This window comes from Nocardioides sp. (assembly GCF_047607185.1).
Taxonomy (GTDB): Bacteria; Actinomycetota; Actinomycetes; order Propionibacteriales; family Nocardioidaceae; genus Nocardioides.
Genome location: NZ_JASGDQ010000123.1, coordinates 62966 through 79860 on the forward strand (window position 1 = coordinate 62966; position 16895 = coordinate 79860).

Consider the following 16895-nt stretch of genomic DNA (forward strand, 5'->3'; position numbering starts at 1 on the left):
CACTCGTCATCTCCGCGACACGGCGCGGAGCACGAACTCCTCGATCTGGGTCGGCGGCAGGTGACGCGGGCTCAGGCAGGCGTGGATCAGCGAGGTCGTCGCGGAGATGTCGGTGGCGGCGAAGGCACCGGCGTCGATGCCGTCCTTCAGGATGCCCGCCAGCACCTGCTCGACGGCCAGCACGTGCTCGCGGATCTCCGCCCGCGACGACTCCGGCAGCACGCCGTAGAGCTGCGGCCCCAGACCCATGTGGAACCGCTCGCCGGAGGCGAGGTGGTTGCGCAGGTAGATACGCAGCCGCTCGGCCGGGTCGTCGCTGCCGGCCAGCAACTCCTCCAACGCCTCCACGTAGCGAGTGGTCTCGTGGGTGGCGAAGGCCACCACCACCGAGTCCTTGTCGTGGAAGTGGTGGTAGATGGCGGTACGGCGCAGGCCCGCCCGCTCCGCGATCTGCGCCATGGTGATGGCGTCGTAGGAGCGTTCGGCCATCAGCTCGGCGAACGCGCCGAAGACCCGCTCGTGCACCAGCCGGCGGTGCTCGGGCAGGCTCTCGGCCTCGATGCGCGGCATGGACCGATCCTAGAGCTTCCGGGGCTCAGATCCGCGGCACGATCCTGGTCAGCAGCTCGCCCATCCGGGTCGCGGCCGCGCGGCCGGCCTCCAGGACCTCCTCGTGGTTGAGCGGCTGGTCGGAGATGCCGGCGGCCAGATTGGTGACCAGGCTGAGGCCGAGGACCTCCAGGCCGGCCTCGCGGGCCGCGATCGCCTCCAGCGCCGTCGACATGCCGACCAGCGAGCCGCCGATGATCCCGGCCATCCGGACCTCGGCCGGGGTCTCGTAGTGGGGTCCGGGGAACTGCACGTAGACGCCCTCGTCGAGGCTGGGGTCGAGCTCTTTCGCGGCCGCCCGCAGCCGTGAGGAGTAGAGGTCGGTCAGGTCGACGAAGTGGGCGCCGACGATGGGGGAGCGGCCGGTCAGGTTGATGTGGTCGCTGATCAGCACCGGCGTGCCCGGTGACCAGGCCGGGTTCAGCCCGCCGCAGCCGTTGGTGAGCACCAGCGCCCGAGCACCGGCCGCGGCCGCCGTACGAACCGGGTGGACCACGGCGTCGACGCCCTTGCCCTCGTAGTAGTGGGTGCGCGAGAGGAAGACCAGCAGGGTGCGATCTCCCGAGCGGATCGAGCGGATCTTGCCCGAGTGGCCGGCCACCGCTGCCGCGGAGAAGCCCGGCAGGTCGGTGGTGGCGATCTCGGCGATCGGCTCGCCCAGCATGTCGGCGGCGGGCAGCCAGCCGCTGCCCAGCACCAGGGCGATGTCGTGGCGCTCGACGCCGGTGAGCTCGGCGAGCTTCGCGGCGGCCTCGGTGGCCAGGTCGTAGGGGGAGTACGGCGCGGTGTCGGTCACCGCCGCAGCCTACTGGCTCCGCCTCGCCCGGGGCGTCGATCCCGCTCTCAGCGGAGTCTGGTCGGCACGATCCGCGAGACGCCGTTGTCGGCCGCCACCTCGATCCGGCGGAGGTTGCCCGGATCGCTTGCGTCGTACCAGACGTCGACCTGGTCACCCTCGGCGAGCGGCCGGCTCAGGAGCTGCCGGGTCAACGGCTGCACCCACCGCTGCTGACCTGCCTGGTCGGAGAACCTCACGGTGATCCGGGCCAGCTTCGGGTTCGGGCCGGGGAAGAAGCCCGCGAGCCCGTCGTCGGTGACCAGGCCGGTGGTGTGCGTGCGCTGCCGGGCCCGCTTCCGGGCGGCGGCTCGCCAGCCACGCCGCAGCGCGCCGACCCCCGCGAGCGCCGAGAACACCACCGCCAGGCCGAGCGGGACGAGGTACGCCGCGGCGGGAAGGCTCGGCCGTGACTGGGCGCACACCAGGACGGCCGCGCCGCCCGCGCCGCACACCGCGGCGAGGTAGAGCCCGGGACGCACCACCAGCGGGCCGGTCACCGGCGCGCCGAGCGCGGCGTTCGAGGACCAGGCCACGACGGCGAGGAACAGCCCCCAGATCACGATCCCGCACGGGATCGCGGCGAAGGCCCACAGCGGGGGCTGGTCGGAGGTGATGCGGCTGAGACACCAGCCGACGCCGCCGGCACAGGCGACGCCGAGGCCCGCGAGGGTGACCTGCTTGCCGACCGAGGGGCCGCCTCCCCGCCTGGCGAGTTGTTCGGCGCTGGAGACGGGACGGATGGTGCTCATGGTCCATGGTAGGCACGGGTGGCGCTGGCGGGTAGTAGGTAGCCGACCGGGTGGGAGGAGTCCGCGTGTCGGTGCCTCAGCGTCTGACTTTCGTGGTCTTGGCGCTGGTGGCGGTGGCCGACTGGTAGCCGGTGTAGCTGAGGGTGACGGTGACGCTGAGGCGTTTGCCGGCGAGTCTCTTGGCGAGTTTCTTGGTCAGTCTCAGGGTCGCGGCTCGGGCGCCCTTGATCTTCTTCTTGCCGGCGTACCACTGGTAGTCGACGTCGGCCAGGGCGGGGTCCAGGCCGGTGGGCAGGACCAGGTGGGCGGTGAGCTTCCTCCCGGTGCGGGGCTTGCCGGTGATGGTGGGCCGGGCCAGGGTCAGGGTGGCCCAGGTCGAGGAGCTGCCGGACGCCGTGTCGGCGGTGTCGGACGCCGTGTCGGTGGTGTCGGACGCCGTGTCGGCCTCGGTGGCGTCGGTGAAGTCCACGGTGAACTCCCTCGGGGCCTTCTCGGGGTCGGCGGTGCCGCCGGAGGAGTACCAGTAGGAGGACAGGCCGGTGTCGAAGTGGAAGTCGACGAAGGACTGGGGCCAGGAGCCCCAGCCGTCGCTGGTGGTGTCCTGGGCGGTGTAGCCGTCGGCGACGGTGATGGCGACGCCTTCGTAGTCGGGGTCGACGCTGACCTCGCCGTAGGGGTCGAACTCGACGCCGGAGAAGGCGGCCACGGTGACGTCGGCGGTGGCGTCCAGGGCGGTCCGGTTGGTGGGGTCGTCCATGGTGGAGCTGTAGCCGTCCAGGTCGGCGGTCAGGGTGCCGGTGCCGTCGGCGTCCACGGTCAGGACAGGGTCGGTGAGCCAGAACGGGACCAGGCCGTCGTAGAAGTTGACGCTCCAAGTGCCTTCCCAGGTCACGGTCGCCGAGCCGTCGGCGGCGACCTCGGCCTGGCCATCGGAGAGCCGCACGGTCTGGGTCACCGAGCCGTCGACCTGCGCCGCCCGAGTCGCATACGTCGCCGTGGTCTCGGTGCCGTCGGCGGCGATCTGGAGGATCTCCACGTCGCCGGAGGTGGCGGCGTAGGTGGCCTGGGTGCCGTCGGAGACTCCGGCGGAGAAGTAGTTGCTCGACCCGTACGGCGGCGCCGCCTGCAACTCGGCCGACCCGCTCCAGTCCAGGGTGACCCCGGTCAGGTCCAGGCCGTCGGCCGGGATGGTGACCGACTCGGTGACGGTGAGGGTGACCGCGTCGGAGTGGGTGGTGCCGGCGTCGTTGACCAGCTTGGCCCGGAACCGGGTGCCCGACATGTCGGTGTTGGTCTCGGCGACCGTCAGCGAGGAGGTCCCGTCGCTGGTCGCGACCGTGACGTCGTCATCGTCGTCGGTGATCGCGGTCCAGAACCCGTCGACCCGACGCTGCCAGGTCACGGTCGGGTCCGGGCTGCCGGCGTAGATCATGCTGAAGGTGGCCGAGCTCCCCTCGGTGACCGTCGCCGCACGGGGCTGGTTGGAGACCACCGCGGGGTACAGCACCGTCAAGGTGGCCTCGTCGGTCACGACGCTGCCGGCTTCGTTGGAGAGCACCGCCCGGTAGACGGTGCCGTTGTCCGAGCGGTCGGCCGCGACGCTCAGACTCTCCGCTGTCTCGCCGTCGAGGTCGGCGAACGTCGAGGCGCCCGCCGCCTTGGCCTGCCACTGGATCGCGACGTCGGGGTCGCCGGTGCCGGCGGTGGTGAAGGTAGCCGCGGTGGTGGTCTCGTCGGACCCGAGCGTGACCGTCTGGGACTCCGGCTGGGTGGTCACCTCCGGCGCGGTGCCGACGAAGTCGAGCCTGAGGATGCCGACGTAGCCCCCGCTCTGGACCTGGGCGTAGAGGTTGTGGTCCTTGTCGATCCCGAAGTACTGCTGGGTGTAGACGGTGGAGGCGTAGCCGTCGGTGACCGCGAAGGAGGAGACGAGCGTGTCGCCGCGGTAGGCGAGGACCTTCTGCGCGTTGTAGTCGTAGCCGAAGGCCAGCCCGAGCTCGGCGTCGCCGGCCATCTTGCCCATGCGGGTGAAGTCGGTGACCAGGTCGCCGTCCATCGCGGCGGTCCCGTCGGTCACGGTGACGAAGGCCAGACCTCTCGCGCTGTCCGACGTCTGGGTGGTGTAGACCGCGGCGGTGTCGTCGTCGACGGCCACCACGTTCTGGAAGCCGAAGGTGCCCTCACCGATCGTGGAGTCGGCCACCTCCTGCACCTCGACGGTGCTTTCGCCGATCACCAGGTAGAGCACCGGGAGGTAGGTCCTGGTGCCGGAGTCGTCCAGGTAGTTGGCGGCGCGGGCGACGAGCAGGGATCCGTCGCCGAGCGCGGCCAGGCTGTCGGAGGCCGAGTTGCCGTAGTACGCCGCGTTCGTGGTGACCACCGGGAGGTCGACGACGCTGGTCTGCCACCCGTCGTCGGCGCTGACGAACCGGTAGAGCTGCGGGGCGACGGTGGCGTTGCCGAACATCACGTCGAGCTCGCCCAGGGCGGCGTTCCAGGCGATCGACCGGAACGGGTAGGCGGCCGTCGTCGACTCGCTGGCCGGCAGGTAGCCCACCGTGCTGGTGACCAGGGCCTCCGAGTCGGCGTCCCAGGTCAGTGCTTGGACGGCGTTCTGCAGGCCGTCGTCACCGATGTTGCGCTGGACGTAGAAGAGGGTGCCGGTCTCGGGATCGAAGGCCCTCTGACCCTCGAGGTTGTCGGTGGGGGTGAACACCAGCGGCGACCCCAGGGTGGTCATGGTGGCCGCGTCGATCGCGGTGAACCGGTCGACGAGCCCGCCGCTGTAGATGTAGGAGTAGGCGATCAGCACACCGTCGTCGGAGGCGAACACCTGATTCTCCAAGCGCCAGGTGTCGGGGCCGGCCCAGACCGCCCCGTCGGTGTAGGCCGGGGCGCCCTCGACGTCCCAGGTCTCGGTGAGGTCGGGCGCGCCGCCGGGGCCGTCGTAGGAGAAGGAGACCGGGTCCATGGCGGTGCCGGCGGCGTAGCTGGTCGCGCTGGCCGCGGTGTCGTCGGCGACGCTCGCGGCGATCCCGCTCCACGAGGTCAGCTCCTCGGAGGCCGTCACGGTGGCGTCGGTGATGTCGAGGGTGGCGAGCAGGATCTCGCCGAAGTCGGTGACGTCGTCGCCTTGGCTGCCACCGCGGGCGCGGCTGATCAGGTGTGCGTAGAGGCTCTGCTCGTCCTCGTCGATCACGAGGCGTACGTCGCTCATGGTGGTGTCGAGCACGCAGAGGTCGGGGTCGGCCGCCCAGTAGCCGCAGTACTTCTCCCAGTGGACCGTGCCGGTGAAGCTCAGCTCGGTCGCGCCGGTGTCGGCGTCGTAGCTGCCGGAGGCGAACGTGAAGTGGTAGGTGTCGTCGTCGTTGAGGGTGGCGCCGTCGGAGAGCGTCACCCCCGAGTCGCCGATGTAATCCCGCCAGGACGCCTTGTAGCCCCAGTCCAGGCCGGCGCCGCTGGTGATCTCGGTGGCGGCGGCCGTGGTGTCGTCGGCCGCCCTGGCCGGCGTGGCCGGCGAGGTCAGTGCGATCAGCGAGCCGGCGAGCGCGAGGACGATGGTGAGCGGGAGGAGGCGCTGAGCCCGCGGCGAGGCGGGGCGCAGGAGCGGTCGTGACATCGGTTCTCTTCAGGTTGGCGGCCGGTGCGGAGGGAGGGCGCACCCCGGTCTTGCCATCACATAAGGGTGACCTTATTTAGGCAAGGCTTACCTCTTCAACCTAGACGGCGGCCTGCTGTGCTGTCAACGCCGGAATCATCTAGTCGTTCGACCGACAGGGCCGCAGCCGTAGCGCGGTGACGTAGTCGACCGGGGCGTCGGCGGCCTCGGCGGCGTTGGCCAGGGTGCCGAGCAGGTGCGCGGAGGGCAGTCCGCCCTCGTAGGCGTCGAGCACATAGGTCCACGCGACGACGTCGTCGGTCAGCGTGTTCACCCGCACCTTGGTCTTGCGGTAGAGCCCGGTGTCGGCGGACTCCCAGCCGTCGAGGGTCCGCTCGTCCTGAGGCGCGATGTCGTAGATCGCCACGAAGACGGCGGCATGGGGGTCGGCGGGGTCCTGTGCCAGGGTCGGCAGTGCCCCGTCCCAGCCGTGCTCCTCGCCGCCGAAGGTCAGCCGCCAGCCGATCAGCCAACCGGTCGTCCGCAGCGGCGAGTGCGGGCAGCGCGCGCCCATCAGGGCCGGGTCGAGGTTGGTCCCGTAGGCGGCGTACAGCGTCACCTGCGTGAGGCTATCCGAAGGCCGCGCCGGAGGGGTCCGAGGCGACGTACGACGGCGGAACGGCCCGGTCTAGGCTGGTCCCCGTGACCCACTTCGATGTCCTCGTCCTCGGTGCGGGCCCCGGTGGCTACGTTGCCGCCATCCGCGCCGCCCAGCTCGGCAAGACCGTCGCCGTCGTTGAAGAGAAGTACTGGGGCGGTGTCTGCCTCAACGTCGGCTGCATCCCCAGCAAGGCGCTGCTGAAGAACGCCGAGCTCGCTCACGTGCTGACTGCTGAGAAGGACAAGTTCGGCATCGAGGGCGACGCCACCATGTCGTTCGGCCCGACCCACGCGCGCTCGCGGCAGGTCAGCGCGGGCATCGTCAAGGGCGTCCACTACCTGATGAAGAAGAACAAGATCACCGAGATCGACGGCTGGGGCACGCTGACCGGCCGACGGGCCGACGGGAAGCTGGCGATCGACGTCAAGGCGGCCGACGGCGCCACCACGTCGTACACCTTCGACAACCTGATCATCGCCGCCGGCGCGACCGTCCGGCTGGTGCCGGGCGTGACGCTCAGCCCCAACGTGGTCACCTACGAGGAGCAGATCCTCACCGACCAGCTGCCCGGCTCGATCATCATCGGCGGCTCCGGCGCGATCGGCGTGGAGTTCGCCTACGTGCTCAAGAACTTCGGCGTCGACGTCACCATCGTGGAGTTCGCCGACCGGATGGTGCCCACCGAGGACGCCGACGTCTCCAAGGAGATCGCGCGTCACTACCGCAAGCTCGGCGTCAACGTGCTGACCTCCACCGCTGTCAAGGGCGTCGAGGACACTGGTGCAGGCGTGCGGGTCACCGTCGCTCCCGCCGCGGGAGGCGAGGAGCAGGTGCTGGAGGCCGACAAGTTCCTGGCCGCCTTCGGCTTCGCGCCCCGGGTCACCGGCTACGGCTTGGAGGCGACCGGCGTCGCCCTCACCGAGCGCGGCGCCATCGCCGTCGACGAGCGCGGCCGCACCAATGTCGAGGGCGTCTACGCCATCGGCGACTGCACCGGGAAGTTCATGCTCGCCCACGTCGCCGAGGCGATGGGCATCGTCGCGGCGGAGACCATCGCCGGCGCCGAGACCATGGAGATCGACTTCGACATGATCCCGCGGGCGACCTACTGCCAGCCCCAGATCGCCTCCTTCGGCTACACCGAGGCCCAGGCCCGGGAGAAGGGGTACGACGTCAAGGTGGCGCAGTTCCCGTTCTCCGCCAACGGCAAGGCGATGGGCCTCGGCGAGCCGGTCGGCTTCGTCAAGGTCGTCGCCGACGCGAAGTACAACGAGATCCTCGGCGCCCACCTGATCGGCCCCGACGTCACCGAGCTGCTGCCGGTGCTGACGCTGGCGCAGAAGTGGGACCTCACCGCCGACGAGGTGGCCCGCAACGTCTTCGCCCACCCGACGCTCTCGGAGGCGGTCAAGGAGGCCGTCGAGGGCATCGCGGGACACATGATCAATCTCTGATCAAGCGGGTTCAGCGCCCGGGCAGGCCCACGTCTGTGCCGGTGCCCTCCGAGGGACCAGGCGACACCGCGACCTGGGCTGCGACGCGGCGCGGGTCGTCGACGGGCAGCGACTCGATCAGGATGCGGCGCGGGTGGGCAGACGAGCCGCTGACGAGGTACTTCTGTCCAGGTCGTACTCGGCGCGCCTCCTCGAGCAGGTCGGCCGACGGATGGTCCGGGCCCGAGACTGGGGCTGGGACCGGGGTGGCAGGGTCTTCGCGGAGCGCGTCGCGCACGATGCGACGGGGATCGTAGTGGCGCAGGTCCCAGTCGGCGCCCTGAAGAGAGACGCCGATGTCCCGTTCGGCGGTGGATCGGGCGGCGTCGACCGTGCGCCGCAGGGCGCGGACGGTCTCCGCCAGCTTCTGGGTGTAGTGCGGGAGACGCTGCGGACCGATCACGAAGCCGGCGATGACGGCGACGAGGAAGAGCTTCTCGAAGGTCAGACCGAACATGGCGTGGACTCCTCGTTCATGAGCGCCTCAGCGCTTCTGGGACAGATCGGAGCCGGTGGATGGGGCGGTCAGAGCACGGCGTGTCTGCCGGCGGTCGTGCAGTTGGGTGATGAGCAGCGCGGCTCCGAACAGCGCTGACATCGGCATCGCGACCAGGAACATCGACAACACGTCCGCTGCCGGGGTGACCAGTGCACTGAAGAGCACGATGACCACGACGATGACCCGCCAGCTGCGGCCCAGCGTCCGCGCGGAGAGCAGGCCGAGCAGGTTCAGCATGACCATGAAGACAGGCAATACGAACGCGATCCCGATGGCCAAGACGATCCTCAGCACGAAGTCGACGTAGTACGACGCGGTGAGGATGGTGCTGTCCTGGTCGGAGGAGAAGCCGGTCAGCATCTGGACCATGTGCGGGAACAGCACGAAGCCGAAAGCGCAGCCGGCCACGAACAGGGGCACCGCGGCGGCCAGGAAGCCATAGGTGTGTCTCCGTTCCCGGCGGGTCAGGCCGGGGGTCACGAAGGCGAACAGCTCCAGCAGCCAGACCGGGCTCGAAAGCACCACCCCGGTGAAGATCGCGATCTTGAGCTTGAGGTCGAATGCGCCGGTGACGGTGTCGTAGTTGAGGCTCGCCTCGCGGGTGGCGGCCAGCTTCTCGATCGGAGCCCGCAGGATGTCCAGGATCTGGTCGGACAGCAGATATCCGGCGATCACGCCGACGAGCAGGGCCACCGCCGCGCGCGTGCCACGCCGCCGGGCTTCGCGCAGGTGATCGGCGAGGGGCATCGTCCCACGCGCGACGGTGGTCGTGGTCATGACGAGCGACGCTCGGCCGAAAGGCTCGTGACGGACTCGGCCGCCGTGGTGACGGTGGGCTGGGGGGCGGGCTGGACGGCCTGCCTGTCGGCGCCGCCCTCGGCGACCTCGTCCTTGAGGATGCGCATCGACTGGCCGACGCTCTTGGCGAGCGCGGGCAGCTTCGCGGACCCGAAGATGAGCAGGACGATGGTCAGGATGACCAGCGCGTGCCAGCCGGTGAGGTTCTGCAACATGGGATTCTCCTAGGTGGTGGGATGGTGTCGGTGGATCGTTCAGCTGGTGGTGTCGGCGGACGGAGCGCCGTTCGGCGGGGCGCCGCCGCCGTCCGAGGGCGGAGTGCCGCCGCCACCGCCACCGCCGCCGCCGTCCGAGGGCGGAGTGCCGCCGCCACCGCCGCTATCGCCGCCGCCCGCGTCGGGCGCCGTGTCGAGGGCGGCGTCGGTCGTCGCGTCGATCGCGACGGGCAGCGAGCCGACGTACCCGCTGGTGACGTCACCGGTGAAGGTGCCCATCTCCTGCTCGTAGCTGTCGCTGAAGACGTTGTCGGTCTCCAGGGTGACCTGGGCGAGGTTGTCCGTGGAGCCGGAGTAGGTGTCGAGTGCGTAGACCGCGTTGAGCACCTCCTCGGGGAAGGCGACCTGGGAGATGGCGATGGCGTTCTCGACATTGGTCGCGGATTCGGCGTCGGGATAGACCTCGAAGTGGATGTGGGGCCACCGGCCCAGGTAGCAACCCGGCACGATGGTCTGGAAGGTCACCTGACCGTTGGCGTCGGCGACCTGGATCCCACGTAGGTAGGTCTCGTCCTCCAGCCCCTCGGAGTAGAGCGAGTAGTCGCCCTGCGCGTCGCAGTGCCACACGTAGACCGCCACGCCCTCGTAGGGCGCGCTGTCGTTGGCCAGGTCGGTGAGCGTGAAGGTGAAGGTGAGCGGGACGCCGTCGACCGTGGTCCCGCCATCGAGGCTGGAGGTGATGTCGCTGCGCACGATGCCGGACTCCTCCAAGACGTTGACGCCGTTGGTGCCGTCGGCCGGGTAGGGGCCGTTGGTCTCCTGGGGGATCTCGCCATCAGCGGCCTCAGCGCTCGTGGAGGTGCTCGAGGCTGACGATCCGGCGGTGTCGCTCGACCCGTCCGAGCTCGTGGAGCTGGAGCCGTCGGAGGAGCAGGCAGCCAGCGCGAGGGCGCCGGCGCCCATGCCGACCACGCTCAGCACTCGGCGCCGGGTGAGCAGGGTGGCCATGTCGAAGCCGGCGCCCTGGTCGACCACTTCCTCGGTGGGCCGGGTCAGTAGACGCCCCTCGTAGGCGAGCCCGTCGGGCGTCTGCTCGGGCTCAGGGATGTGGCTCATAGCTGCTCCTGTTTGAGGTCGGGTTGCTAGGTGACTTGACGACTATTGAACTCGCTGATGCCGTAACACCTCTTTGCGTCGACTGTGCCAATGCTGTGAGGGTGCGTGGGGAGTCGGCGCCAGCCCGGGAAGGGCTGCAAGAATGAGCGTCATGACCGGTGTGGTGATCGTTGGCGGTGGACCGGGTGGCTACGAGGCGGCGCTGGTCGCCACCCAGCTCGGTGCCGAGGTCACCCTCGTCGACTCCGATGGCATCGGCGGCTCCGCCGTCGTCACCGACTGCGTCCCCAGCAAGACCCTGATCGCCGCCGCGGAGCTGATGACCGAGGTTTCCCGGGCCAGCGATCTCGGCATCGTCCTCCGCGACGGGGCTCATCCGGCCGGGCTGCTCACCGCCGACCTGGAGCGGATCAACCTGCGTGTCAAGGCGCTGGCGGCGGCCCAGTCCGCCGACATCGAGAGCAGGCTGGTGCGGCACGGGGTGAGCGTGCTCAAGGGCCGGGGCCGGCTCGACGGGCCCGCCGCGGTGGTCGCCGAGCTCGCCGACGGCACCGAGCGGCGACTCGACGCGGACGCGGTGCTGGTCGCGACCGGTGCCACGCCGCGCACGCTGCCCAGCGCGATGCCCGACGGCGAGCGGATCCTCACCTGGGAGCAGGTCTACGACCTCGCCGAGATCCCGAGCCACCTGATCGTGGTCGGCTCCGGGGTCACCGGCCTGGAGTTCGCCTCGGCCTATCTCGCGCTCGGCGTTCCGGTCACCCTGGTCAGCAGCCGGGACCGGGTGCTGCCCGGCGAGGACGCCGACGCGGCCGTCGTACTCGAGGACGTGGTCACCCGGCGCGGGATGACTGTGCTCGGCAAGTCGCGGATGGAGTCGGTGACCCGCTCCGGCGACTCGGTCACGGTGAGGCTCACCGACGGCCGCGCCGTCACCGGCAGCCACTGCATCCTCGCGCTCGGCTCCATCCCGCGCACCGCCGACATGGGACTCGCCGAGGCCGGCGTCGTGCTCGACAACGGCGGCTTCGTCAAGGTCGACCGGGTCTCACGCACCTCGGCGCGAGGCGTGTACGCCGCCGGCGACTGCACCGGCGTCTTCATGCTCGCCTCGGTGGCGGCCATGCAGGGCCGCATCGCGATGTGGCACCTGCTCGGCGACGCCGTCGCGCCGCTGGACCTGTCGAAGGTCTCCTCCAACGTCTTCACCGCGCCCGAGATCGCCACCGTCGGCGTCAGCCAGGCGGCTGTCGACGCCGGCGAGGTGCAGGCCGAGGTGGTCAAGCTCGACCTCGCCACCAACCCGCGCGCCAAGATGCAGGGCGTCACCGACGGCTTCGTGAAGCTGTTCTGCCGTCCCGGACCGGGCACCGTGCTCGGTGGTGTCGTGGTCGGCCCCCGCGCCAGCGAGCTGATCCACCCCGTCTCGCTGGCCGTCTCGGAGAACCTCACCGCGGACCAGCTCGCGCAGACCTTCACCGTCTACCCCTCAATGAGCGGCTCGATCGCCGAGGCGGCCCGTCGCCTCCACCGGGTCTGATGCGCCCTCGACGGCTCCTCGGGGTTGCGCTGCTGCTCGGCTCGGCTCGGCTCGGCTCGGCTCGGCTCGGCTTGGCTTGGCGCTGGTTGAGCCTCTCCTGCGCCGAGTCGGCAGAAGTGCAGGTCTGAAAGGGCTCGAGTCGGCAGAAGTGCTGGTCTGAAAGGGCTCGAGTCGGCAGAAGTGTTGCAACTCGGCGCTCCTGACACCTGCACTTCTGCCGACTCGCGCGAGGGAGGAGAGGTGTCACGGCAGCAGTTGCCCCAGTCGTTCGCCGAACTCCTGGGCGATCGTCTCGCTCCATCCCCAGGTGATGTGGTTGTCGTCGAAGTACACGAAGCGACCTTCGACCAGCACCGGGCAGCCACCGTCCTGACAGACCAACGGCACCACGTCGACGTACCGCGCGCCGGGCACCGCGGCCACCGCTGCCCGGGTGTAGGCGTTGCTGTCCTGCTCCTTGCTCCCGTATTCGGGGGCGAGGCAGTCGAGCTGGCTGTTGCCGGGCGTGAAGACGCAGTCGTCGGCCTTCTCGGCCCTCCCCGGTACGTCGGAGAGCACCAGGACCCGGGGCGTGAGCTGTGTCAGCGTGGTGACCGCGCTGGTCACCGCCGCCGACCAGAGGTCGGCGATCTCCTCCCCGTCGTCGAGCCGGGGCTGCTGGAAGCCTCGACTGGCCACGACGACCGCATCGGGCCGCAGGTTGGCGATCTGCCCACGTGCCCAGGCCCTGAACTTCTCGCAGGCCTGGAACGGCTTCCCCTCCAGGGTCTGCTCGTAGTCGAAGGGCGAGCAAGCATGCTTGACCAGAGGTACGACGCGGTAGCCGGCCTGCCGGCCGAGGATGTCGAGCGGATGGACCCACATCCCGGCGTGTGAGTCGCCGAGCACCACCACCGTGTGGCGCGACGCGGTGTCGCCGACCGGGCAGATCCTGACCGTCGAGGCCTGCCACCAGGCCGAGCAGATGTGTCGTTTGAACCAGATGTCGGGTCGGTGCCCCTGATAGTCGACCAGGGGGTCTACCGGCGCAGCGGCCCGGGCCAGTGCGACCGCCTGGCTGAGCGCCTCCTCGACGGTCGTCGTCGTGAGCTCGGTCGGGATGTCCTGGGCGGTCTGATGCCCGGTCGCGACCGGCCGCTGCGCCTCGAGGGTGACCTCGGCGGCCGCGCTGGCCGTCAGCGCTGCGGCGGTCACCATCCCGATGCTCACCGGCCACAGCGCCAACGAACGGCCTACTCGACGGGTCAACCAGGGCGCGCGCAGGACGGGCCGCTCCACGAGCAGGCGGGTGACCACCGCCAGGACGACGCTGACCAGCACCAGCAGCGCAACCCCGAGTGTGTGCCATCGATCCGGCAGCAGCTTCCCGCCGAGCACGAGCACCGGCCAGTGCCATAGATAGAGCGAGTAGGAGATCTCGCCCAACAGCCGCAGTGGCGGCAGCCCGAGTGCGGTCGACACCGGTCCCGCTCGGGCGATGCCGGCGGCGATCAGCAACGCGGCCGAGAGCGTCGGCAGCAGCGCGAGCCAACCCGGGAAGGCGCTGGCGGCGGGGAGGAAGGCCATGGTCGCGAGCACTCCGGCAAGGCCTGCCAGGCCGAGCGGCGTCGCGAGTCGCGCCGCCGTGAGCAGCCTCGTGAGGCGGCCGGCGGCCATCGCGAGGAGCCCACCGATCAACAGCTCGTAGGCGCGTGCGGGCGAGGAGTAGTAGGCGCCTATCGGGGCCTCGGCGGTGCTGCTCACCGACCAGGCCAAGGAGGCCACAGTCAGCGCCGCCGTGCCCCAGAACGCACCCCGGGCGCCGAGCAGGCGCCACATCAGCACGAGCACGAGCGGCCAGACGAGATAGAACTGCTCCTCGACGGCCAACGACCAGTAGTGACGAAACGGCGAGCCGACGTTGGTCGCCCAGTAGTCGGTGTCGGTGGCGGCGAAGCGGACGTTGGCGAGGAACGCCATCGACCAGCCGGCGTCGGCGGCGTAGTCCCTCATCCTGATCAACGGCACGACGAAGTAGGTGGCCAGCAGGGTCGCCACCGCCACATAGGTGGCCGCCGGGAGGATCCGGCGGGCCCGGCGTGCATAGAACGCCGCGATCCCGAGGCGTCTGGTCGCGTCGAGTTCGCGAAGCAGCAGCGACGTGATCAGGAAGCCGGAGATGACGAAGAAGACGTCGACGCCGACGAAGCCACCGGGTAGGCAGGGCAACCCGGCGTGCGCCAGTACGACGCCGCCGACCGCGAGCGCCCGCAGCCCCTGGATATCGGGCCGCCAGTGGCGGGCGCGCTCGCCTCGCGGCGCTCGCGACGGCGTCATTGATCAGCGCTTCCCTACGAGGCGGACAGGGGACGGCCGCGCCACTCCGCGATGTGTCGGTATTCGGCGAAATAGGCCAACGCCTGCTCGGCCGCCTCCGGGGTGTCGGCGAAGGCGGCGGCGGCCCACACCGTCCCCTCGATCATCTTGGCGGACTCGTAGGGATAGGAGCCGCCACACTCGCCTTTGGCCGCGGTCGGTCCCCAGTGCAGCCCAGGGGCCTTGGCATTGCCGTCCACCGACTTCGAGGCGGGGCCCAGTCGTGAGTAGTAGGTGTAGCCGTCCTCGGCGGTTCGCCACTGGGTCCAGCGCAGACAAACGCTCCCGTCGGTGGAGGGGATGACGCATTGCTGTTCGAGCACCTGGTTGTCGGCCGGCGTGAGCGGCCGGCAGAACCGCTTCGCGTGCTCGGCGATCACCCGCTCGGAGCGCTTGAAGAAGACCCAGTTCATTCCGGCGCGGGGGTCCTCGGGGTACATCGACGGCGCGTTGGCGGGGTCGGGACAGGCGTCGACGGTGTCGACAACGGTCTCCTCGGGACCCCAGCAGACGTAGCGCACTCCGCTCTCGCCGCTGGAGTTCGTCGCCGGTGGCGTGGTCACCGGGGTTGGCGAGACGAGTTCCGAGGTCGCCGCAATCGGCGTGGTCGGCGCCTGGACGGCTTCGGCCGCGGTCCCGGTGTCGTGGTGGCGGGTGAGGAGGAAGACGGTGGTCCCGACGAGGGCCAGGACGAGGATCGCGCCGAGGGCGGCCAGCAGTCCCCGGCGCGCCTCCCCACTCGGTCCGCTCGGCCCGATCGGTGGCGGCACGGGCGCTGCCACCGGCAGCGGGGCGGCGTACGGCGGGGGCTGGCGAAGGGTGTTCTCGTGGGACCCGACCTCGGAGCCGGTCGGCGGTGGCACCAGGAGGGTGCGGTCGAGGCTGTCGGCGTGCTGTGGCGCTGGTGCCGGAGCGGCGTCGTACGAGATCGCGCGCAGTGCCGCGGAGGCGGCCACCGCCGAGGGGTGGCGGTTGCGGGGGTCCTTGGCCATCGCGGTCCGCAGGAAGGCGTTGACGTGCTGTTCGAGCGGGCCGGTGCCGGGTACCTGCGGGATGTCGTTCGTGATGTGCGACAGCGCGACCTGGAACCCGGTGCCGTCATATGGAGGCTTGCCGGTCAGCGAGACCAGGAGCAGGCAGCCCAGCGCGTAGATGTCGCTGGCGGCCGTGGCCGGTCGGCCCTCGTGCCGCTCCGGCGCCATGTACTGCAAGGTGCCGATGACGCCCTGGGTGCCGGTGTGCTCGGAGTCGAGGACGGTGGCGATGCCGAGGTCGCACAGCACCGCGTCCGACCCGCCCGCGGGCCGCGGCCGCAGCAGCACATTGGACGGCTTCACGTCTCGGTGCAGGATCCCCTGTGAGTGCGCGACGGCGAGTCCCTCGGCGACCTGGCGGGCGATCTCGACCGCTTCGGGCACCGGCATCGGGCCGGTCGCCTTGAGCCGCTTGAAGAGGTCACCGCCGGCGATCAGCTCGGTGGCGATGTAGAGATAGCCGCCCTGCTCGCCCGCGTCGTAGACACGGGTGATGTACGGCGAGTCCAGCCGGGCCAGCACCTGGGCCTCGCGCAGGAACCTGCTGCGGTAGTCCGCCGCGTCGGCGAGCGCGGGCGAGAGCAGCTTGAGGGCCACCTCGCGCTGGAGGCTGCGGTGCACGGCGCGGTAGACGACACCCATGGCGCCTCGCCCGAGCTCGGCGATGATCTCGTATTGGCCGAAGGTCGAACCAGGCTGAGGAAGGTTCATCGGTAGTACCGTCCTTGCTCGCTGTCCAGGGTCCAGGTCGCTCGCTGGTGCCGTCGTAGTTGCCGTCGGCGGAGCGAGGGATGGCCCGGGTGTGGCCGTACCCCGAGTTGCGGCGCGCAGCCCCGAGCGGCCACGCCGACCTTGCTATTTGTCGGTTCCGCGCCATTGCGGATCCGGCCAATGAATACTGCCGAGGGGATGACCGATGTCGATGGGTCGCTCGCCCCGAGTCGACGGGAAGATTAGTAGCCGGATGAGGTCTTTGTTCATGATTTTGGGCATGATCGCCCGATCTGGGCGAGACCAGTTTTTTCGTTATCCCGTTTGGCGCGTCGCAATCGACTCGGAGAAGAAGCGCGCCGGCTCCAAGCCGTCTCTGGTGATCTTGACGAGGGGACGCAGTCCATCAACCGCGCGCCGCCGTACGTGCCGCCCGTGTCCCCCGAAATGCCGACTGGACATATGTGAAAAGCGATTTCCGCCCTGGCCGGAAGAGAGCGGAGAAAAGCATGGGGGTGTCTGCCGAAATCCCGCCGCTATCCGACATCGCGGAGCAAGATGTTTATCTTCATCCCGGCGCGCCCTCGGCGTCGTCTGTTAAGCCGAGTCGGCAGAAGTGCGGGTCTGAGAGGGCTCGAGTCGGCAGAAGTGCGGGTCTGAGAGGGCTCGAGTCGGCAGA

13 protein-coding genes are annotated in these 16895 nt (G+C 70.1%); 2 read left to right on the forward strand and 11 right to left on the reverse strand.

Annotation, left to right across the window (positions count from 1 at the left end; translation table 11 throughout):
- Window positions 1-6 precede the first annotated feature (6 nt).
- The 5 genes from QM595_RS14660 to QM595_RS14680 all read right to left on the reverse strand — a co-directional run bounded on the left by QM595_RS14660 (window position 7) and on the right by QM595_RS14680 (window position 6413).
- Complete coding sequence (locus QM595_RS14660) at window positions 7-570, reverse strand: TetR/AcrR family transcriptional regulator (protein ID WP_415172307.1); 564 nt, start codon at window positions 568-570, stop codon at window positions 7-9.
- A 25-nt stretch (window positions 571-595) separates the two neighbouring features.
- Window positions 596-1405 (reverse strand): purine-nucleoside phosphorylase, encoded by an 810-nt coding sequence (locus QM595_RS14665; protein ID WP_415172308.1) that lies wholly within the window; start codon window positions 1403-1405, stop codon window positions 596-598.
- A 47-nt stretch (window positions 1406-1452) separates the two neighbouring features.
- On the reverse strand, window positions 1453-2196 hold the full coding sequence (locus QM595_RS14670) for a hypothetical protein (protein ID WP_415172309.1): 744 nt from the start codon (window positions 2194-2196) through the stop codon (window positions 1453-1455).
- Between the two features lie 76 nt (window positions 2197-2272).
- Window positions 2273-5815, reverse strand: coding sequence for an HtaA domain-containing protein (locus QM595_RS14675; RefSeq protein WP_415172310.1), 3543 nt, complete (start codon window positions 5813-5815; stop codon window positions 2273-2275).
- A 139-nt stretch (window positions 5816-5954) separates the two neighbouring features.
- Complete coding sequence (locus QM595_RS14680) at window positions 5955-6413, reverse strand: gamma-glutamylcyclotransferase (RefSeq protein WP_415172311.1); 459 nt, start codon at window positions 6411-6413, stop codon at window positions 5955-5957.
- An 83-nt stretch (window positions 6414-6496) separates the two neighbouring features.
- Between QM595_RS14680 and lpdA the strand changes: the two genes are divergently transcribed.
- Window positions 6497-7909 carry a dihydrolipoyl dehydrogenase gene (lpdA, locus tag QM595_RS14685; RefSeq protein ID WP_415172312.1) on the forward strand — a complete coding sequence of 471 codons (1413 nt, stop codon included), beginning with the start codon at window positions 6497-6499 and terminating at the stop codon, window positions 7907-7909.
- A gap of 10 nt (window positions 7910-7919) precedes the next feature.
- Here lpdA and QM595_RS14690 read toward each other — a convergent pair whose 3' ends face one another.
- The 4 genes from QM595_RS14690 to QM595_RS14705 are packed head-to-tail and all read right to left on the reverse strand — an operon-like array spanning window position 7920 to window position 10576.
- Entirely contained in the window at window positions 7920-8405 is a 486-nt protein-coding gene (locus QM595_RS14690; protein ID WP_415172313.1) for a hypothetical protein, read from the reverse strand.
- A gap of 27 nt (window positions 8406-8432) precedes the next feature.
- On the reverse strand, window positions 8433-9224 hold the full coding sequence (tatC, locus tag QM595_RS14695; protein WP_415172314.1) for a twin-arginine translocase subunit TatC: 792 nt from the start codon (window positions 9222-9224) through the stop codon (window positions 8433-8435).
- Complete coding sequence (locus QM595_RS14700) at window positions 9221-9460, reverse strand: twin-arginine translocase TatA/TatE family subunit (RefSeq protein ID WP_415172315.1); 240 nt, start codon at window positions 9458-9460, stop codon at window positions 9221-9223. The genes tatC and QM595_RS14700 overlap by 4 nt, the downstream gene beginning before the upstream one ends.
- Before the next feature lie 39 nt (window positions 9461-9499).
- Window positions 9500-10576 (reverse strand): intradiol ring-cleavage dioxygenase, encoded by a 1077-nt coding sequence (locus tag QM595_RS14705; protein ID WP_415172316.1) that lies wholly within the window; start codon window positions 10574-10576, stop codon window positions 9500-9502.
- Window positions 10577-10727: 151 nt separating this feature from the next.
- Here QM595_RS14705 and QM595_RS14710 point away from each other — a divergent pair, with 151 nt between their 5' ends.
- Entirely contained in the window at window positions 10728-12116 is a 1389-nt protein-coding gene (locus tag QM595_RS14710; RefSeq protein WP_415172317.1) for an NAD(P)H-quinone dehydrogenase, read from the forward strand.
- A gap of 243 nt (window positions 12117-12359) precedes the next feature.
- Here the strand turns inward: QM595_RS14710 and QM595_RS14715 are convergent, their stop codons facing one another.
- Together QM595_RS14715 and QM595_RS14720 are read right to left on the reverse strand one after the other, a co-directional pair.
- Window positions 12360-14432: an acyltransferase family protein gene (locus QM595_RS14715; RefSeq protein ID WP_415172318.1), complete on the reverse strand. Its 2073-nt coding sequence runs from the start codon at window positions 14430-14432 to the stop codon at window positions 12360-12362.
- A 14-nt stretch (window positions 14433-14446) separates the two neighbouring features.
- Entirely contained in the window at window positions 14447-16216 is a 1770-nt protein-coding gene (locus QM595_RS14720) for a serine/threonine-protein kinase (protein WP_415172319.1), read from the reverse strand.
- Between the last annotated feature and the right edge of the window lie 679 nt (window positions 16217-16895).